13 protein-coding genes are annotated in these 16,750 nt (G+C 71.9%); 8 read left to right on the top strand and 5 right to left on the bottom strand.

The features are described 5' to 3' along the window. Positions 1-64: 64 nt before the first annotated feature. Entirely contained in the window at positions 65-3,787 is a 3,723-nt protein-coding gene (locus OL358_RS10645; RefSeq protein WP_264709945.1) for a multifunctional oxoglutarate decarboxylase/oxoglutarate dehydrogenase thiamine pyrophosphate-binding subunit/dihydrolipoyllysine-residue succinyltransferase subunit, read from the top strand. 4 nt (positions 3,788-3,791) lie between these two features. Here OL358_RS10645 and OL358_RS10640 read toward each other — a convergent pair whose 3' ends face one another. From OL358_RS10640 to OL358_RS10630, 3 genes are all read right to left on the bottom strand, one after another. Beyond that, entirely contained in the window at positions 3,792-5,207 is a 1,416-nt protein-coding gene (locus OL358_RS10640; protein ID WP_264709944.1) for an APC family permease, read from the bottom strand. 86 nt (positions 5,208-5,293) lie between these two features. Then, a complete protein-coding gene (locus OL358_RS10635) occupies positions 5,294-6,826 on the bottom strand; it encodes a glycerol-3-phosphate dehydrogenase/oxidase (protein WP_264709943.1) in 1,533 nt (510 codons plus the stop codon). A gap of 14 nt (positions 6,827-6,840) precedes the next feature. Continuing rightward, positions 6,841-7,419, bottom strand: coding sequence for a TetR/AcrR family transcriptional regulator (locus OL358_RS10630; RefSeq protein WP_264709942.1), 579 nt, complete (start codon positions 7,417-7,419; stop codon positions 6,841-6,843). Positions 7,420-7,453: 34 nt separating this feature from the next. Here OL358_RS10630 and OL358_RS10625 point away from each other — a divergent pair, with 34 nt between their 5' ends. The 5 genes from OL358_RS10625 (at position 7,454) to OL358_RS10605 (ending at position 13,274) form a co-directional block, all read left to right on the top strand. Then, positions 7,454-9,121, top strand: coding sequence for an FAD-binding oxidoreductase (locus OL358_RS10625; RefSeq protein ID WP_264709941.1), 1,668 nt, complete (start codon positions 7,454-7,456; stop codon positions 9,119-9,121). Beyond that, positions 9,118-10,023 (top strand): diacylglycerol kinase, encoded by a 906-nt coding sequence (locus OL358_RS10620; RefSeq protein WP_264709940.1) that lies wholly within the window; start codon positions 9,118-9,120, stop codon positions 10,021-10,023. The genes OL358_RS10625 and OL358_RS10620 overlap by 4 nt, the downstream gene beginning before the upstream one ends. 118 nt (positions 10,024-10,141) lie before the next feature. Beyond that, a complete protein-coding gene (locus OL358_RS10615; RefSeq protein WP_264709939.1) occupies positions 10,142-10,426 on the top strand; it encodes a DUF4242 domain-containing protein in 285 nt (94 codons plus the stop codon). After that, positions 10,423-10,677, top strand: coding sequence for a hypothetical protein (locus OL358_RS10610; RefSeq protein ID WP_264709938.1), 255 nt, complete (start codon positions 10,423-10,425; stop codon positions 10,675-10,677). Before OL358_RS10615 ends, OL358_RS10610 begins: the two co-directional genes overlap by 4 nt. 44 nt (positions 10,678-10,721) lie before the next feature. Continuing rightward, on the top strand, positions 10,722-13,274 hold the full coding sequence (locus OL358_RS10605) for an ATP-binding protein (protein ID WP_264709937.1): 2,553 nt from the start codon (positions 10,722-10,724) through the stop codon (positions 13,272-13,274). 19 nt (positions 13,275-13,293) lie between these two features. Here the strand turns inward: OL358_RS10605 and OL358_RS10600 are convergent, their stop codons facing one another. Both OL358_RS10600 and OL358_RS10595 read right to left on the bottom strand, forming a co-directional pair. After that, the gene (locus OL358_RS10600; RefSeq protein ID WP_264709936.1) at positions 13,294-13,536 is read right to left on the bottom strand and encodes an alpha-ketoglutarate decarboxylase; all 243 of its coding nucleotides are present in this window, start codon (positions 13,534-13,536) and stop codon (positions 13,294-13,296) included. Further along, complete coding sequence (locus OL358_RS10595; RefSeq protein ID WP_413631413.1) at positions 13,533-14,222, bottom strand: sigma-70 family RNA polymerase sigma factor; 690 nt, start codon at positions 14,220-14,222, stop codon at positions 13,533-13,535. The genes OL358_RS10600 and OL358_RS10595 overlap by 4 nt, the downstream gene beginning before the upstream one ends. 62 nt (positions 14,223-14,284) lie before the next feature. Between OL358_RS10595 and aroA the strand changes: the two genes are divergently transcribed. After that, positions 14,285-15,658 (top strand): 3-phosphoshikimate 1-carboxyvinyltransferase, encoded by a 1,374-nt coding sequence (gene aroA / locus OL358_RS10590; RefSeq protein ID WP_264709934.1) that lies wholly within the window; start codon positions 14,285-14,287, stop codon positions 15,656-15,658. Then, positions 15,655-16,743, top strand: a complete 1,089-nt coding sequence (gene rsgA / locus OL358_RS10585) for a ribosome small subunit-dependent GTPase A (protein ID WP_264709933.1) — start codon at positions 15,655-15,657, stop codon at positions 16,741-16,743. The genes aroA and rsgA overlap by 4 nt, the downstream gene beginning before the upstream one ends. Positions 16,744-16,750 lie beyond the last annotated feature (7 nt).

Genomic DNA, 16,750 nt, shown 5'->3' with positions numbered 1-16,750 from the left:
GAGCGGGGCCTTCGGGAGCCCTCGCGCGTCCCAGATCTTCACCGATGAAAGCAGGCGATTCAGCGTGTCGAGCCAGGTGACGGGCGTCGGGGTTTCGAACGAAGGAGAGTTCGGAGCCAACGAGTGGCTCGTCGACGAGCTGTACGAGCAGTTCAAGATCGACCGGAACTCCGTCGACAAGGCGTGGTGGCCCGTCCTCGAGGCCTACCACCCGGTCGACGAGGCCGACACCGCGGCTCCGCCGCCGGCGCCGGCGCAGCAGGTCTCGGAGGGCGCGAGCCCGTCCGCGACCGCGGCATCCGCGAACGAGCCGCGCCCGGTGACCGCGCCGGTGCCGATCATCGGAGCACAGCCGGTGGCCCGCACCACGGCCCGCCCCGCGGCGCCGCAGCCGATCCCCGCCCAGGCGCCGAAGGTCGAGCCCTCCGCGGCGACCGAGAGCGCCGAGGACCACGTGACCGTGCTGCGCGGCATGCCCAAGACCCTCGCCGCGAACATGGACGAGTCGCTCACGGTGCCGACTGCGACGAGTGTGCGCACCGTCCCGGCGAAGCTGATGATCGACAACCGCATCGTCGTCAACAACCACATGTCCCGCACCCGCGGCGGCAAAGTCAGCTTCACCCACCTCATCGGCTGGGCGATCATCCGGGCGCTCAAGGAGTTCCCGAGCCAGAACGTGTTCTACGCCGAGATCGACGGCAAGCCGTCGGTGGTCGCGCCGGCGCACGTCAACCTCGGCATCGCGATCGACCTGCCCAAGCCCGACGGCACCCGTGCGCTCCTCGTCCCGAGCATCAAGCGCGCCGACCAGCTCACCTTCGGCGAGTTCCTCACCACCTACGAAGACCTCGTCACGCGCGCCCGCAACAACAAGCTCACCGCGGCCGACTTCCAGGGCACGACGATCTCGCTCACCAACCCGGGCGGGATCGGCACGGTGCACTCGGTGCCGCGCCTCATGAAGGGGCAGGGCTGCATCGTCGGGGCCGGTGCCCTCGAGTACCCCGCGGAGTTCCAGGGCGCGAGCGACAAGACCCTCAACGAGCTCGCGATCGGCAAGACGATCACGCTGACCAGCACCTACGACCACCGCGTCATCCAGGGCGCGGGATCAGGCGAGTTCCTCAAGCGGGTTCACGAGCTGCTCATCGGTCAGCGCAACTTCTACGAAGACATCTTCGCTGCGCTGCGCATCCCCTACGCACCGATCCACTGGGCCGCCGACATCAACGTCGACCTGGCCGAGCGCGTCGACAAGCAGGCGCGCGTGCAGGAGCTCATCAACTCGTTCCGCGTGCGCGGCCACCTGATGGCCGACATCGACCCGCTCGAGTACGTGCAGCGCACGCACCCCGACCTCGAGATCGAGCAGCACGGACTGACGTTCTGGGATCTCGACCGCGAGTTCGTCACCGGCGGGTTCGGCGGCAAGCGCACGATGAAGCTGCGCGACATCCTCGGCGTGCTGCGCGACTCCTACTGCCGCACCATCGGCCTCGAGTACATGCACATCCAGGACCCCGAGCAGCGCAAGTGGTTCCAGGAGAACGTCGAGCTCAAGTACCAGAAGCCCGGTCACGCCGAGCAGCTGCGCATCCTCGACAAGCTCCAGCAGGCCGAGGCGTTCGAGACGTTCCTGCAGACGAAGTACGTCGGCCAGAAGCGCTTCAGCCTCGAGGGCGGCGAGTCGCTCATCCCGCTGCTCGACGAGATCCTCCAGGGTGCGGCCGAGGCCGGCCTCGACGGCGCGGCCATTGGCATGGCCCACCGCGGCCGCCTCAACGTGCTGACGAACATCGCCGGCAAGACCTACGGGCAGGTGTTCCGCGAGTTCGAGGGTTCCGTCGCGATCGGCTCGAAGAGCGGTTCCGGCGACGTCAAGTACCACCTCGGCACCGAGGGGACCTTCGTGGACGACCGCGGCGAGCAGCTGCCGGTGTACCTCGCAGCGAACCCGTCGCACCTCGAGACCGTCGACGGCGTGCTCGAGGGCATCGTCCGCGCGAAGCAGGACCGCAAGCCGATCGGGACGTTCTCATGGCTGCCGATCCTCGTGCACGGCGACGCCGCGTTCGCGGGCCAGGGTGTCGTGTTCGAGACGCTCCAGATGTCGCAGCTGCGGGGCTACCGCACCGGCGGCACGGTGCACGTCGTGGTCAACAATCAGGTCGGCTTCACGACGACGCCCGTCGATGCGCGCAGCTCGGTGTACGCCACCGATGTCGCCAAAACGATCCAGGCGCCCATCTTCCACGTGAACGGCGACGACCCCGAGGCCGTCACCCGTGTGTCGCAGCTGGCGTTCGCGTACCGCGAGCGCTTCCACCGCGACGTCGTGATCGATCTCGTGTGCTACCGCCGTCGCGGTCACAACGAGGGCGACGACCCCTCGATGACGCAGCCGCTCATGACCAACCTCATCGAGGCGAAGCGCTCGGTCCGGCGCCTGTACACCGAGGCCCTCGTCGGCCGCGGCGACATCACCGAGGAAGAGTACGACAAGGCCAAGCAGGACTTCCAGAACCGCCTCGAGATCGCCTTCGCCGAGACCCACGCGGCAGAGACCGGCTCGTCGCCGGTGATTCAGGCGGATGTCGCGGACGACGCCCCCGCGGTGGGCGAGCCCGAGACGACCGGCGTGACCCGCGAGGTCGTGAACCTGGTCGGCGATGCCTTCGTCAACAAGCCCGAAGGTTTCACGGTGCACGCGAAGCTCCAGCAGCTTCTCGAGAAGCGTCTCGACATGAGCCGCAACGGCTCGATCGACTGGGCGTTCGGAGAGCTCCTCGCGTTCGGCTCGCTCCTGCTCGAGAAGACGAACGTCCGGCTCGCCGGACAGGACGCCCGCCGCGGCACGTTCGTCCAGCGCCACTCGGTGCTCCACGACCGTGCGAACGGGCAGGAGTGGATCCCGCTCTCGAACCTCGCCGCCGACCAGGGGCGCTTCTGGGTGTACGACTCGCTCCTCAGCGAGTACGCCGCGATGGCGTTCGAGTACGGGTACTCCGTCGAGCGGGCCGATTCGCTCGTGCTGTGGGAGGCCCAGTTCGGCGACTTCGCCAACGGAGCCCAGTCGGTCATCGACGAGTTCATCTCGTCGGCCGACCAGAAGTGGGGCCAGCAGTCGAGCGTCGCACTGCTCCTCCCCCACGGCTACGAGGGCCAGGGGCCCGACCACTCATCGGCGCGCATCGAGCGCTACCTGCAGATGTGCGCGCAGGACAACATGACCGTCGCGCGCCCGTCGACGCCCGCGTCGTACTTCCACCTGCTGCGCCGCCAGGCCTACGCGCGCCCCCGCCGTCCGCTGGTCGTGTTCACGCCGAAGGCGATGCTGCGCCTGCGCGGTGCCACCAGCCCGGTCGACGACTTCCTCTCGGGCCGTTTCGAGCCCGTGCTCGACGATGACCGCGGCCTCGAGAAGGACGCCGTGAAGCGCGTGCTCCTGCACGCCGGCAAGATCCACTGGGATCTGCGTGCGGAGCTCGACAAGAACCCGAACCCCGAGATCGCGCTCGTCCGGCTGGAGCAGTTCTACCCGTCGCCGGTCACCGAGCTCAACGCGGTCATCGACCAGTACCCGAACGCCGAACTGGTGTGGGTGCAGGACGAGCCGGAGAACCAGGGCGCGTGGCCGTTCATCGCACTCGAGCTCAGCAAGCATCTGCACGGCCGAACGGTGCGGCGCGTCTCGCGTTCCGCCGCCGCATCGACGGCGACGGGCTCGCCGAAGGTGCACGCCGCCGAGCAGACCGAGATCCTGAAGAAGGCGCTGACGCTGTAGCGGCTCAGCCCGCCACGTCGGCCCTGGGAGCTTCGGCTTCCAGGGCCGACGCGCGCTCGGCCGCGGCATCCGCACGCCCGTCGTCGGCGCCGCGAGCCGGATTGTCCGCCGTCTTCACCCCGGCGGAGTCGAACGTCGAGGGGGTCCGCAGCCGGTGTGCACGCCGCACGAGCGTGACCGCGACGGCACCGGCCGCGAGGATCGCCGCCGGAAGCAGCGAACCGATCGCGAGCACGAGCATGCCGGCGCACAGGACTGCGGCGACGACGGCCATCCACCAGCCCAGGGACCACCGTCGCAGCAGTCTCACGGCGGCGACCATGCCGACCGCGTAGATCGAGACCATGCTGCTCGTGTGCACGAGGATGAACGGAGTCAGCTCGAGCCCCGACCACAGCATGAGCGAGAAGTAGAGCAGCACCACGACGCCGGTGAGGGCGAGCGCACGTCGCGGAACCGCACCCGACTCGACGCCGGCCGCGAACCAGCGCGGGAGGTCGCGGTTGGCGGCGAGGGATGCTCCGAGCTTCGCGAACGCGGCGAGATAGGCGTTCATGACGCCGAGCGCCACGATGGCGGCGATCGTTCCCACCGCGATGGGTCCGAAGCCGGACGAGCCGAGCCGCGCCAGCTCGAGCAGCGGGACCGCCCCGTCTCCGGCGGAGTCGCCGAGCGCGCCCACCGTGATGACCTGGAGCAGGAGGTAGCAGACGCCCGTGACGACCAGGGCGATCGCCGTGCCGATCGGGATCGCGCGACGCGGGTTGCGGAACTCGCCCGAGATGTGCGTGCCCACCTCCCACCCGGCGAACGCCCAGACGAACAGGCTGATCGCGGTGCCCACGCCCGCCCAGCCGTGCGGCAGGAAGGGGGTGAAGTTCGACGGCTCCACGGCGGGGGCCGCGAGCGACACCACGACGACCACGACGGTGAGCAGCAGGGCGGTGAGCACGAACTGCACCCAGCCCGCGACCCGCACGCCGAAGGCGTTCGCAGCGAAGGGCGGGACGAGGATCGCCAGGGCGATGACAGGAACCGCGGCGCGGTCGATGCCCGCCACGGCCGCGACGTACTCCGCGCCGAGCACGGCCACGACGGGGGCTCCGGCGCACACGCCGAACATGAACCAGTAGCCGGTCATGCGCGCGGCGGTGCCGCCCAGCGCCCTGCGCACGTAGCTGGCGACGCCGCCCGGATCGGGGTAGCGCGCGGCGAGCACGGCGAACGTGCCCGCGAGGGGGATGGAGAGGCCGATCACCGCGAGCACGGCGACGATGCTCGCCGGCCCAGCCGCCTCGGCGGCGAGCCCGGGAAGCACCAGGAGGCCGGTGCCGAGGACGGACGCGATGTACAGCGCGGTGCCCTGGACGACGCCGAGACCGCCGTGGGGCGGTGTCGGTGCGGCGTCGGGCGAGGACATGGAACCAGTCTCGCGTGCGCCCCCGACATGGCGCTCGCGGGGATCGGACGTCGTTCTGCGGATTCCTGCCAACCCGTGCCGCGGGCTCAGACGGGCTCCACGCCGGCCCGCGCGAAGGCGGCGGCCGCGGCATCCGTCGACTCCTCGCGATCCGCCTCGACGAGGCCGAGTCTCGTGCGCCGGTCGAGCAGGTCGTCGAGACCGAGCGCGCCCTCGACGGCGACGCCCCACTGCAGCTCCTGCGCCGTGACGCCGCGCGCGGCGGCGGGGCCGTCGGGAAGCGCCGCCGCATAGGGGGCCTCCGCGCCGTAGCGGCGCACGAGACGGGGCGGAGCGGCGATCTCGGCCATCCGATGGCGCGGCCAGGCTCCGGCGAGCGGAATCCCGCGGGTGCTCGAGGGGCGCGCCGGGAAGGACGGATCCCGCCGGATGACGGCATCCACCGCGTCCTCCGCCATGCGCCGGTAGGTCGTCAGCTTTCCGCCCACGACGCTGAGCAGTCCCGACGACGACTCCAGGATCGCGTGGCGGCGCGACAGGTCGCTCGTGTCGTCGGCGCCGTCCGCCCCGGCGAGCAGCGGACGGAGGCCCGCGAACGTCGCCAGCACATCGTCGCGGGTCAGGGGCCGCGCGAGCACCGTGTTCATGGTCGACAGGAGCGCGTCGATCTCGGGCTCGGTCGCATAGGGCACGTCAGGCAGCGGGCCGTCGGCGGGCACGTCGGTGAGCCCGATGTACGCGCGGCCGTGCGGCGCGGGGAGGGTGAAGACGAAGCGGCTCGACGACCCGGGCACGGGCACGGTGAGCGAGGCATCCGATCCGCCCAGGCGCGCGGCCGAGACGACGAGGTGCGTGCCCCGACTCGGCCGCAGCCGCACGTCCGCATCGAGTTCGCCCGCCCACACGCCGGCGGCGCTCACCACGGCACGCGCACGCACGGAGACCTCCGACCCTGTGAGCCGGTCGCGCAGCACCGCGCCGTCGCCGCCGGCCGAGACCGCTTCGACCCGGGTGAGGACGGATGCCCCGTACCCGGCCGCCGTGCGCGCGATCGCCACGACCAGCCGCGCATCGTCGATGAGCTGCCCGTCCCAGCCGCGCACTCCGCCGCGAAGCTCCTTCGGCTCGACGGAGGGGACCAGGCGCAGTGTCTCGGCTCGTCCGATCGGCCCGGGCGGACCGAGCACGGCGCCCGGGGTCCCGACGACGCGGCGGAGGCCGTCGCCGAGGCCGTAGCCGAGTCCGACGAAGGCTCCGCGCGGTACGTGTCCGGGCGCGTAAAGGGGCACGACCTGCGCGAGCGCCCTCGTGAGGTGGGGCGCGAGACGCGTCATCAGGAGATGCCGCTCGGCGGCGCTCTCGTGCGCGATCGCGACCTGGCCGGTCGCGAGGTAGCGCAGTCCCCCGTGCACGAGCTTCGAGCTCCAGCGACTCGTGCCGTGGGCGAGGTCGTGCCGCTCGACGAGCGCGGTCCGCAGACCCCGGCTCGCGGCATCCAGCGCGATCCCCGCGCCGGTCACGCCGCCGCCGATGACCAGCACGTCGAGCGGCGGGCCGGCGGCGAGTGCGTCCAGCTCGCGCGCGCGCCGCACCGCGGTGAGCGCGGACGGGTGCGGCATCCGCCCGACGATGTTCACACGGACACCGGGGCAAGGTAGCCGCGCAGCGCCGCGCCGAGCTCGGTGCGCCATGCCTCGCCGGGCAGCCATTCGGCGACGAGGGGCGCGGACTGCACGGCCGACTGCGTGATGAGGAGCACCATCGCGGCCAGCTGCGACGGGTCGCCCGCACGCACGAACCCCTCCCGCTGCCCGGATGCGAGCCGCCGGGCGGTCTCGGCGACGATCGCGCGCTGGCTGGTGCCGAGGCGGTCGAGGATGTACCGCGCGAACAGTTCGGGGTCGGTGTCGCGCAGGCGGTCGACCAGCGGCATCCGTCGCACGCGGTCGGCGGTCTCGGTGAGTACGCCGACGAGGTCGTCGAGCGATGCGGGGTCCGCCCCGCCAGACGGCAGCACCGCGAGGAGCTCACGTGTGACGAGCGCGGCGAAGATGGCCTGCGCGTCGGGCCAGTACCGGTAGAGGGTCTGCCGAGCGATCCCGCCGCGCCGCGCGATGTCGGAGGCGGTCGTTCTACGGATGCCGTGCGCCAGCACTTCTGCGAGTGCCGCGTCGAGGATCGCGGTCTCGGTGTCGGAGACTCCGTCAGCCATGTGACAACCATACATAATGTGTCATACTGTCGCCATGACCGCGACGGCGCCCTCCGGCATCCCTCCTCGCCCGCTCGCGGTGCCCGCGCCCCGCCCTCGCTCCGACTGGGATGCCTGGGGCACCGAGCCGGCACGTCTCCCCGCCGGCGCGAAGGCGCTCATCGCGACGCTCCTCCCCGGCAAGGCCCACCCTGTCGCACGGCGCGGCACGCCCGTGCTCACGCCGTCGCGACTGGATGACGCCGACCTTGCAGCCCTCGGCGCACTCGTCGGTGTCGGCCACGCGACCACCGCGGACGCGGTGCGCATGCTCCACCTCGGCGGCAAGAGCACGCCCGACCTGCTGCGGCGCCGGCTCGACGACCCGCAGACGGCACCGGATGCCGTCGTCTCCCCCGCCGACCACGACGAGGTCGCGGCGGTCATCGCCGTGTGCGCGGAGCGTCGGATCGCCGTCGTGCCCTTCGGCGGCGGCACGTCCGTCGTCGGCGGGGTCGACCCCGAGACCGGAGCGCAGCGCGCCGTCATCGCCCTCGACCTCGAGCGCACCGCCGCTCTCCTCGATCTCGACGAGACGTCGCTCCTGGCGACCTTCGGCGCCGGCACCACCGGACCGCAGGCGGAGGAGCTCCTCGGGGCGCACGGCTACACGCTCGGCCACTTCCCGCAGAGCTTCCTGCACGCCTCGCTCGGCGGGTACGCCGCGACGCGCTCGAGCGGCCAGGCGTCACGCGGGTACGGACGCTTCGACGACCTCGTCCACGCGCTGCGCGTCGCGACCCCCGCGGGCGAGCTCTCCCTCGGCCGCGCCCCGGCGAGCGCCGCCGGTCCCGACCTGCGCCAGCTGCTCATCGGCTCGGAGGGCGCCTTCGGCGTGCTCACCGAAGTCACCGTGCGCATCCGTCCTCGCCCCGCCGCCACCGCGTACGCCGCGTGGACCTTCCCCGACTTCGCATCGGGCGCGGCGGCGTTCCGCGAGGCGACGCAGCGCGGCATCCGTCCCACGGTGCTGCGCCTCAGCGACGAGACCGAGACGCGCGTCAACGCCGCGATGGGCGGTCACCTCACCCGACTGAGCGGATGCCTCGCCATCGCCACCTTCGAGGGTGCAGAGGCCGCCGAGGCCGAGCGCACACGAGAGGACCTCGCCACCGTGTTCGCCCGCTACGGTGCGAAGGCCCGCGGTGAGGACCCGGCGACGTCGTGGGAGCGAGGGCGGTTCGCGTCACCCGCGCTGCGCGACACGCTCATGGACGCCGGCGTGCTCGCCGAGACCCTCGAGACCGCGACGACCTGGTCGGCGCTGGCCGGCCTGAAGACGGCGGTGACCGACGCGCTGTCGACGGCGTTGACCTCGACCGGCGCGAAGCCGATCGTCCTGTGCCACATCTCGCACGTCTACCCGGCCGGCGCGTCGCTGTACTTCACCGTCGTCGCCGCGCTGACCGACGACCCGCAGGCGCAATGGGCCGGTGCGAAGGATGCCGCCTCCCGCGCGATCGGAGGCGCCGGCGGCACCATCACGCACCACCACGCCGTCGGGCGCGACCACCGACCCTATCTCGAAGCGGAGATCGGCGCGCTCGGGGTCGAGGTCCTCCGCGCCGTGAAGGGAGTGCTCGACCCGCACGGGATCATGAACCCCGGCGTCCTCGTCGCGCACAGCGAGGCATCCGACGCGCACGACGGCCGCCGCTCGTGAACGTCGCGCTGCTCGTCAACCCCGCCGCCCGCGCGGGAGCGCACACGGGTGCGGCGACCCAGGCGGCCGAACGCCTGCGGGAGCACGGCGTGCGCACCGCCCTGGTGAGCGGCGGCAGCGCCGAGGAGTCCTCTGCGCTGCTGCGCACGGCGATCGACGCCGGTGTCGACGCTGTCGCGGTCGCGGGCGGCGACGGCACGGTGCGCCTCGCGATCCAGGAGGTCGCGGGCACCGGCATCCCGCTCGGGATCATCCCCGCAGGGACCGGCAACGACTTCGCCGCGACCTTCGGTCTGAAGGAACTGGATGCCGTCGCCGCCGCCGACACGATCGCCGCGGGCGCGACCCGCGACGTGGACCTCGCGCGAGTGACCCGCGAAGACGGCTCGACGGAGTTCTTCGGGACGGTGCTGGCGAGCGGCTTCGACTCGAAGGTGAACGACCGGGCCAACGCCATGCGCTGGCCCCGCGGCGGCTCCCGCTACAACATCGCGATCCTGCTCGAGTTCCTCACCCTCGTCGGCATGCCGTACGAGGTCGAGTTCGAAACCGCCGACGGCGCGCGCGAGCGCGTCGTGGGCGACCTCGTGATGGCGACCGTCGGAAACGGACGCACCTACGGCGGCGGCATCCCGATCTGTCCCGCCGCCGACCCGGCCGACGGCCTGCTCGACCTCGTGCTGGTGCGCCCTGCCGGACGAGCACGCCTGCTCCGCCTGCTGCCTCGCGTCTATCGCGGCACGCACGGGACGGTGCCCGAGGTCGTGATGCACCGCGTGAGATCGGTGCGGCTCGCGTCGCCCGGAGTGACCGGCTACGCCGACGGCGATCCGATCGGGGCACTGCCGCTCACCGTCGACGTCGCGCCTCGCGCGCTGCGCGTGTTCGCGCCCGCTGCCTGACGGAGTCTGGGGAGGCTTCCGACGGAACATGGGGAGCTGCTCCCGATGTCACGCCGGCGGCGGATCTCGACGATGGAGGCATCCGGAAAGTCCGGATCCCTCCAGGATCGGAGATCCCATGCACACCTTCATCATCGAGCGCGAGATCGCGGGAGCGTCGCAGATGAGCCTCGCCGACCTCGCCGAGATCGCACGGACGTCCAACCGCGCGGTGGACTCGCTCGGCGTACCTTACGAGTGGGTCACCACCTACGTCGCGGGCGACAAGTTCTACTGCGTCCACCGCACATCCGACGCCGAGACCGTCCGAGAGCACGCCCGCCGCGGCGGCTTCCCGGCAGACCTCGTCGCCGAGGTCGTCGCCGAGTTCGGCCCTCGGACGGCCGACGAGGCGGCGGCATGAGCGCCATGCCCGCTGTGGTCTTCGCCACGCCCGCATCGCTCGTCGAACACGGTGCGACGGCGCGCGCGGCGTGGTCGACGGTACGGCGGTTCGTGGCCGCCGGCACCGCGGCACTCGCCGACCGCGCACACCACCGCCCCGCGATCACCCACGACGAGATGGCCCGCCGAAGGCTCGTCGACCGCGCGATCGAGGCCATGCGCATCGGCGCCTACGCCGAAGCGGCGCTCGGCGGTCCGCGACCTCGGTGACATCGAGTCCGCTCGAACAGCCCCCTGGAGCCTACGATGGCGCCATGGGGCTGTTCGAGCGCGCGTCGCAATTGGACGAGCTCGCAGAGGCCGTCCGTCGCATCCGCGCGACCGACGGGTCCTGGTCGGGCGCCGTCGTCACCGTGGCCGGCGACGCGGGCGCCGGCAAGACGAGCCTCATCGGTGCGGCGCTCGCGGACCTCCCCGCCGGGATGCGCGTGCTGCGCGCGGGCTGCGATCCGCTGACCACTCCGCGACCCCTCGGCCCCATCCGCGACGTGCAGCAGATGCTCGGGGACACCACCGCGGCAGAGAGCCTTCTCGGCGTGGAGGCCCGCTTCACGGCTGACGTCGCCGCGGTCCCCACGGTCCTGGTGATCGACGATGCGCAGTGGATCGATGCCGCATCGGTCGAGGTGCTGCGATTCCTGCTCCGTCGCATCGAATCTCTGCCCGTGGCGCTCGTGATCGCGCATCGGGAAGTCCCCCTCGGCCACGACCTTCTCGCGCTCCTCGGCGATTCGGCGCGGATGGATTCCGCCGTCCGCCTCTCCCTCCCGCCGCTGTCGGCCGATGCGGTGCGCCAGGTGCTCGGTGAGCACAAGGCCGACCCGGAGCGCGTCCTCGCGCTCACCGGGGGAAATCCGTTCTTCGTCGCCGAGATCGCCCGGCACCGCGGAGAGGGACTGCCTCGCACCGTGCGGGATGCCGTCATCTCGAGCACGACCGGCCTCACGTCCGACGAACTGGAGGCGCTGCAGCTGATCGCGACAGCACCGGATGCCTTCGACGATCGTCTGCTGCCCTACATGGACATCGACGTGCCCACCCTTCGCCGGCTCGAGGCGACCGGTCTGCTCGTCCGCTCCCGCGGCGGCATCGCGTTCCGCCACGAGCTGGCGCGCCTGGCGATCGTCGAGAGCAGCGGGCTCGGTGCCGCACCCCTCCTCCATCGCCGGGTGCTCGACGCGTGGGAGCGAGTCGGCACCGCCGATGACGCCGTGCTCACGCACCACGCGGCGGCGGCGGGCGACCCCGAGCGAACGCTCCGATACGCGGCGCTTGCGGCTGAGGACGCCACGCGCACCGGTTCCCACACGGAGGCTGTGGCCTTCCTCACGCTGGCCCTCGCACAGCTCGACTCCGATACGGCCGAACGCGCCGGCCTGCTCGAGCAGCTCAGCACCGAGCAGTACATGGTGAGCCGGCTGCAGGCATCCCTCTCGTCCATCGACGCCGCTCTACGGATCCGCGAGCACCTCAACGACGGCGACGGCATCAGCACGGCCCATGATCGTCGCGCGGTCGTGGAGTACTACTCGGCCCGGCGCCGCGAAGCCGAGCGTCACGCCGATGCAGCGGCCTCGAGCGGCGCGGGGCCCGATGCGCAGGCGTCCGCCCAGGCGACCCGCGCCTACCTCGCCTACCGGCGACACGATCTCGAGACGGCGCGCGGCATCGCGGCCGCCCAGCGCGCTGCGCCCACGACGGATGCCGCCTCCCTGCGCCTATCGATCACCGAAGCGGCGTCCGACCTCGTCGATGGGCGCACGGCGGCCCGGGAAGAGCTCGTGCGGCACGCGAACTCCGCTCTCCGGCGCTCGCTCGACGAGATAGGCACCACCGCCTATTCGAACCTTTCGGCGCTCGATATCGAGCACCGCCGGCTGAGCGACGCCGAGGCGGTGCTGGCCGAGTCGATCCCGCTCACGATCGACCGCGACATCCCGGTATGCCGGCAATGGCAGACCGGCATGCGGTCTCGGCTCCATCTCCTCCGCGGCCGGTGGGCGGCATCAGCAGAGGACGCGGCGGCTGTACTCGACGACCGCGGGGCGCCGCTCGCGGCGGCGTGGCCCCACATCGTTTCGGCGCAGCTCGGCATGCGGCGCGGTGGCGCCGACGAGGTCGACGCACACCTCGCCGCAGCGTGGGCGCTGTCGATCGAGCTGGATGAGGCGCTGGTCTCGCTTGCGGTGCGCAGTGCAACGGCCGAGCTCGCGTGGCATCGCGGCCGGCCGGACGCCCGCCTCGATGACGCCGAACGCGAGCTCGCCATGGCATGGAAGATTCCCGGAACCCAGTGGGCTGCGGGCGACCTGCGGGTCTGGCTCGCGCGCCTCGGCCGGAACGGGATCGGTTCCCCGGACCTGCCCGAGCCCTATCGGCTCGAGCTCGACGGGCAGCACGCGAAGTCGGCGAAAGGATGGCGCGATCTCGGCGTCCCGTACGATGCCGCGCTCGCGGCACTGCACTCCTCGGACGAGGCGACCGCGGCGGCCGGACTGGCGGCACTGGACGCGCTCGACGTCCCGGCGACCGCGGCACGCGCCCGCGCGAACCTCACCGCCCGCGGCATCCGTTCACTGCCGTCTCGACCCCGCGCCGGAACAGCCGCGAACCCGTCGGGCCTCACCAATCGGCAACTCGATGTCGCCCGCCTCGTCGCGCGCGGGCTCACGAACGCAGAGCTGGCTGCCGAGCTCTACATCTCACCGAAGACCGCCGATCACCACGTCTCGGCGGTACTCGCCAAGCTCGGGATGGCAAGTCGGCGCGACATCGTGCGCTCCGCGCCTGCGCTCGGACTCGACTGACCGCCCCGGGGGTCCGGGGTCAGTGCGTGGCCTGGACCGCGCGGAGCTTGGCGAGCACCTGGTCACGCAGCTCTTCAGGGGCGGTCTCCTTGCACGCGCGTGCGACCACTTCGGTCAGGGTGCGCGAGACCAGCGCCTCGTCGCGGCATCCGTCGCAGTGCTCCAGATGCTCGGCGATATCGGTGTGCTGGGTCTTGCACACTTCGTTGCGGAGGTACTCCTCCAGGTCGCGCCGGGCCTTCTCACAGCCGCAGTCGGTCATGTCGTGCTCCTCGTGGCGGCGGTGGCGATGCCGCGCTCTTTCGCGTAGTCGGCCAGCAGTTCACGAAGCATGCGCCTGCCACGGTGCAGACGGCTCATGACCGTGCCGATCGGGGTTTTCATGATGTCGGCGATCTCCTGGTAGGCGAAGCCCTCGACGTCGGCGAGGTACACCGCCAACCGGAAGTCCTCCGGAATGGACTGCAGCGCGTCCTTGACGACCGACGCGGGCATATGGTCGATCGCCTCGGCCTCGGCCGACCGCGCGCTGGTCGCGGTCGTCGACTCGGCGCCGCCGAGCTGCCAATCCTCGAGCTCGTCGATGGTGCCCTGGTACGGCTCCCGCTGCTTCTTGCGGTAGATGTTGATGTAGGTGTTCGTCAGGATGCGGTAGAGCCACGCCTTGAGGTTCGTCCCCTGCGTGAACGTCTTCCACGAGGCGAAGGCCTTCACGAAGGTCTCCTGCACGAGGTCGGCCGCGTCGGCGGGGTTGCGTGTCATGCGCATGGCCGCGGCATACAGCTGGTCCATGAAGGGCAGCGCCTGCTCTTCGAACTGCGCGCGTGCGTCCGGCACCTGGTCGATCGGGTCGCTCATCACGCGCAAGTCTACGGCGGGCGCCTCCCGGCTGCCCGAGAGGTCCCATGGCGTCGCCTCGATATCGAGGCGATCGAGGGTGGCGATCATCCGGCTCCACTTCTGTCATCGATCCCGGCCCGTGGGTGCGGGGTTCAGTAGGGTAGAACCCGATGACAGGCAGCGGCTATTCCCCGAGCAGCGCGCCGGACGGGCGCGGACCCTGGCGCGCTCCCGTCGCCGACGGCCCGCTCCACGCCACCGTGACCGTCCCGGGCTCGAAGTCGCTGACCAACCGCGAGCTGATCCTCGCCGCGCTGGCCGACGCGCCGAGCCGGCTCATCTCGCCCCTTCACTCCGACGATTCCGCTCGCATGGTCGAGGCGCTGCGCTCTCTGGGCGTGGGCATCGAGCTCGAGCCGGGCGCCGGTCGCTTCGGCGACGACATCATCGTCACCCCCGTGTGGCCGCTCCGCGGCGACAGCGTCGTCGACTGCGGTCAGGCCGGAACCGTGATGCGGTTCGTGGCGGGACTCGGCGGATTCGCGAGGGGCGACGTCACGCTGACCGCCCACGAGAGCGCGCTCCACCGCCCGATGGGCGCGATGATCACCGCGCTGCGCGACGTGGGCGTCGACATCGACGACGGGGGGCACTGGGCACTGCCCTTCATCATCCGCGGACACGGGCACACGCGCGGTGGCGAGGTCACGATCGACGCGAGCGCCTCGAGCCAGTTCGTGTCGGGCCTGCTGCTGGCCGCTCCCCGCTTCGACGTCGGCCTGCACCTGCACCACGCCGGCGAGCGACTGCCGAGCATCCCTCACATCGACATGACGGTCGAGGCGCTCGCCCACCGCGGCGTCCACGTCGAACGTCCCGCCCAGGGCGAGTGGATCGTGCCGGCCGGCGCCGTGCGCGGCAAGGACGTCGCGATCGAGCCCGACCTGTCCAACGCCGCGCCGTTCCTCGCCGCCGCGATGCTCGTCGGCGGCTCCGTGTCGGTCACCGGCTGGCCCGCCCACTCCACGCAGCCCGGCGCGATGCTCACCGAGATCCTCGCGCTCATGGGCGCCCGCGTTCAGCGGCGTGGCGGCGCGCTCACCGTCACGGCGGGCAGCGGCATCCAGGGAATCGACCTCGACCTGTCCGCGGCAGGCGAGCTGACCCCGACGATCTTCGCGTTGGCCGCGTTCGCCGACGCCCCGTCGACGCTGCACGGCATCGGCCACATCCGCGGGCACGAGACCGACCGCATCGCGGCGCTCGTCGGCGAACTGCGCAGCCTCGGCGGCGAGGCGGACGAGCTGCCCGACGGCATCCGCATCGTGCCCCGCCCGCTCCACGGGGGCACCTGGCGCGCCCACCACGACCACCGCATGGCCACGACCGGTGCCCTCATCGGGCTCGCCGTCCCGGGGGTCGAGATCGACGACATCGGCACGACCGCGAAGACGATGCCCCAATTCCCCGAGCTGTGGCAGGCGATGCTCGAGGACGGCGGCGACCCCGCCGCCCACGCGACGGAGACGATGCGGGCATCGTGAGCTGGCTCGACGATCTCGACGAGGACGACGAACCCGAGTTCGACGAGGCGGACGTGCGCGTCCGCCCCAACCCGAAGGCGAACCGCCCCCGCACGAAACGCCGGCCCGCGCACGCCGACGCTCAGATCGCCCGCGTGCTGGGCGTGGACCGGGGCCGCTACACGGTGCTCGTGGACGAGGATCTCGACGACGAGCGCACGATCCTGGCGGTCCGAGCGCGCGAGCTGCGCAAGACGGCGATCGTCACCGGCGACCGCGCCCGTGTCGTCGGCGACACCTCCGGCGACGAAGGCACCCTGTCACGGATCATCGGGATCGAGGAGCGCACCTCGCTCCTGCGGCGCAGCGCCGACGACACCGATCAGGTCGAGCGGGTCATCGTCGCGAACGCCGACCAGATGCTCGTCGTCGTGGCCGCCGCCGACCCCGAGCCCCGCGCCCGGCTCGTCGACCGCTACCTCGTGGCGGCGCTGGATGCCGGCATCCGGCCTCTCCTCGTCGTGACGAAGACCGACCTCGCCGACCCGACGGCGTTCCTCGCGCACTTCGAGGGCCTCGATCTCGAGGTGTTCACGAGCGGGCAGGACGAGATGCCGCTCGAACGGATCGGCGCGTCGCTGGTGGGGCACTCGACGGTGTTCGTCGGCCATTCCGGCGTCGGCAAGTCGACCCTCGTCAACGCCCTCGTACCCGAAGCCCGGCGCGCGACGGGCCACGTCAACGTGGTCACCGGCCGCGGCCGCCACACGTCGAGTTCGACGGTGTCGCTGCGCTACGTCGGCACCGACGGCAACGGCTGGGTGATCGACACCCCCGGGGTGCGGTCGTTCGGGCTCGGGCACGTGGATACGGCGAACATCCTGCGCGCGTTCACCGACCTCGCCGAGATCGCCGAGGAGTGCCCGCGGGGCTGCACGCACCTGCCGGATGCTCCCGACTGCGCGATCGTCGAAGCCGTCGCGGAGGGGCGCCTCGGGCCGGGCGGCGCGGCCCGTCTGGACTCGCTCCAGCGCCTGCTCGAGACGTTCGCCAAGCGCGACGCCGCCAGCGGCTCGCGCGACACCGCCGGTCGCGACGGAGCCTAGGCTGGTG

It is taken from the genome of Microbacterium sp. SSM24, from assembly GCF_025989145.1.
GTDB lineage: Bacteria > Actinomycetota > Actinomycetes > Actinomycetales > Microbacteriaceae > Microbacterium.
This window is presented reverse-complemented; position numbering and strand designations above follow the sequence as displayed.

Bases quoted from the DNA above. Each gene is read 5' to 3' on its own strand.
- OL358_RS10640 (WP_264709944.1), bottom strand. From the start codon at position 5,207: ATGTCCTCGCCCGACGCCGCACCGACACCGCCCCACGGCGGTCTCGGC.
- OL358_RS10635 (WP_264709943.1), bottom strand. From the start codon at position 6,826: ATGCCGCACCCGTCCGCGCTCACCGCGGTGCGGCGCGCGCGCGAGCTG.
- OL358_RS10630 (WP_264709942.1), bottom strand. From the start codon at position 7,419: ATGGCTGACGGAGTCTCCGACACCGAGACCGCGATCCTCGACGCGGCA.
- OL358_RS10625 (WP_264709941.1), top strand. From the start codon at position 7,454: ATGACCGCGACGGCGCCCTCCGGCATCCCTCCTCGCCCGCTCGCGGTG.
- OL358_RS10615 (WP_264709939.1), top strand. From the start codon at position 10,142: ATGCACACCTTCATCATCGAGCGCGAGATCGCGGGAGCGTCGCAGATG.
- OL358_RS10610 (WP_264709938.1), top strand. From the start codon at position 10,423: ATGAGCGCCATGCCCGCTGTGGTCTTCGCCACGCCCGCATCGCTCGTC.
- OL358_RS10605 (WP_264709937.1), top strand. From the start codon at position 10,722: ATGGGGCTGTTCGAGCGCGCGTCGCAATTGGACGAGCTCGCAGAGGCC.
- OL358_RS10600 (WP_264709936.1), bottom strand. From the start codon at position 13,536: ATGACCGACTGCGGCTGTGAGAAGGCCCGGCGCGACCTGGAGGAGTAC.
- OL358_RS10595 (WP_413631413.1), bottom strand. From the start codon at position 14,222: ATGATCGCCACCCTCGATCGCCTCGATATCGAGGCGACGCCATGGGAC.
- aroA (WP_264709934.1), top strand. From the start codon at position 14,285: ATGACAGGCAGCGGCTATTCCCCGAGCAGCGCGCCGGACGGGCGCGGA.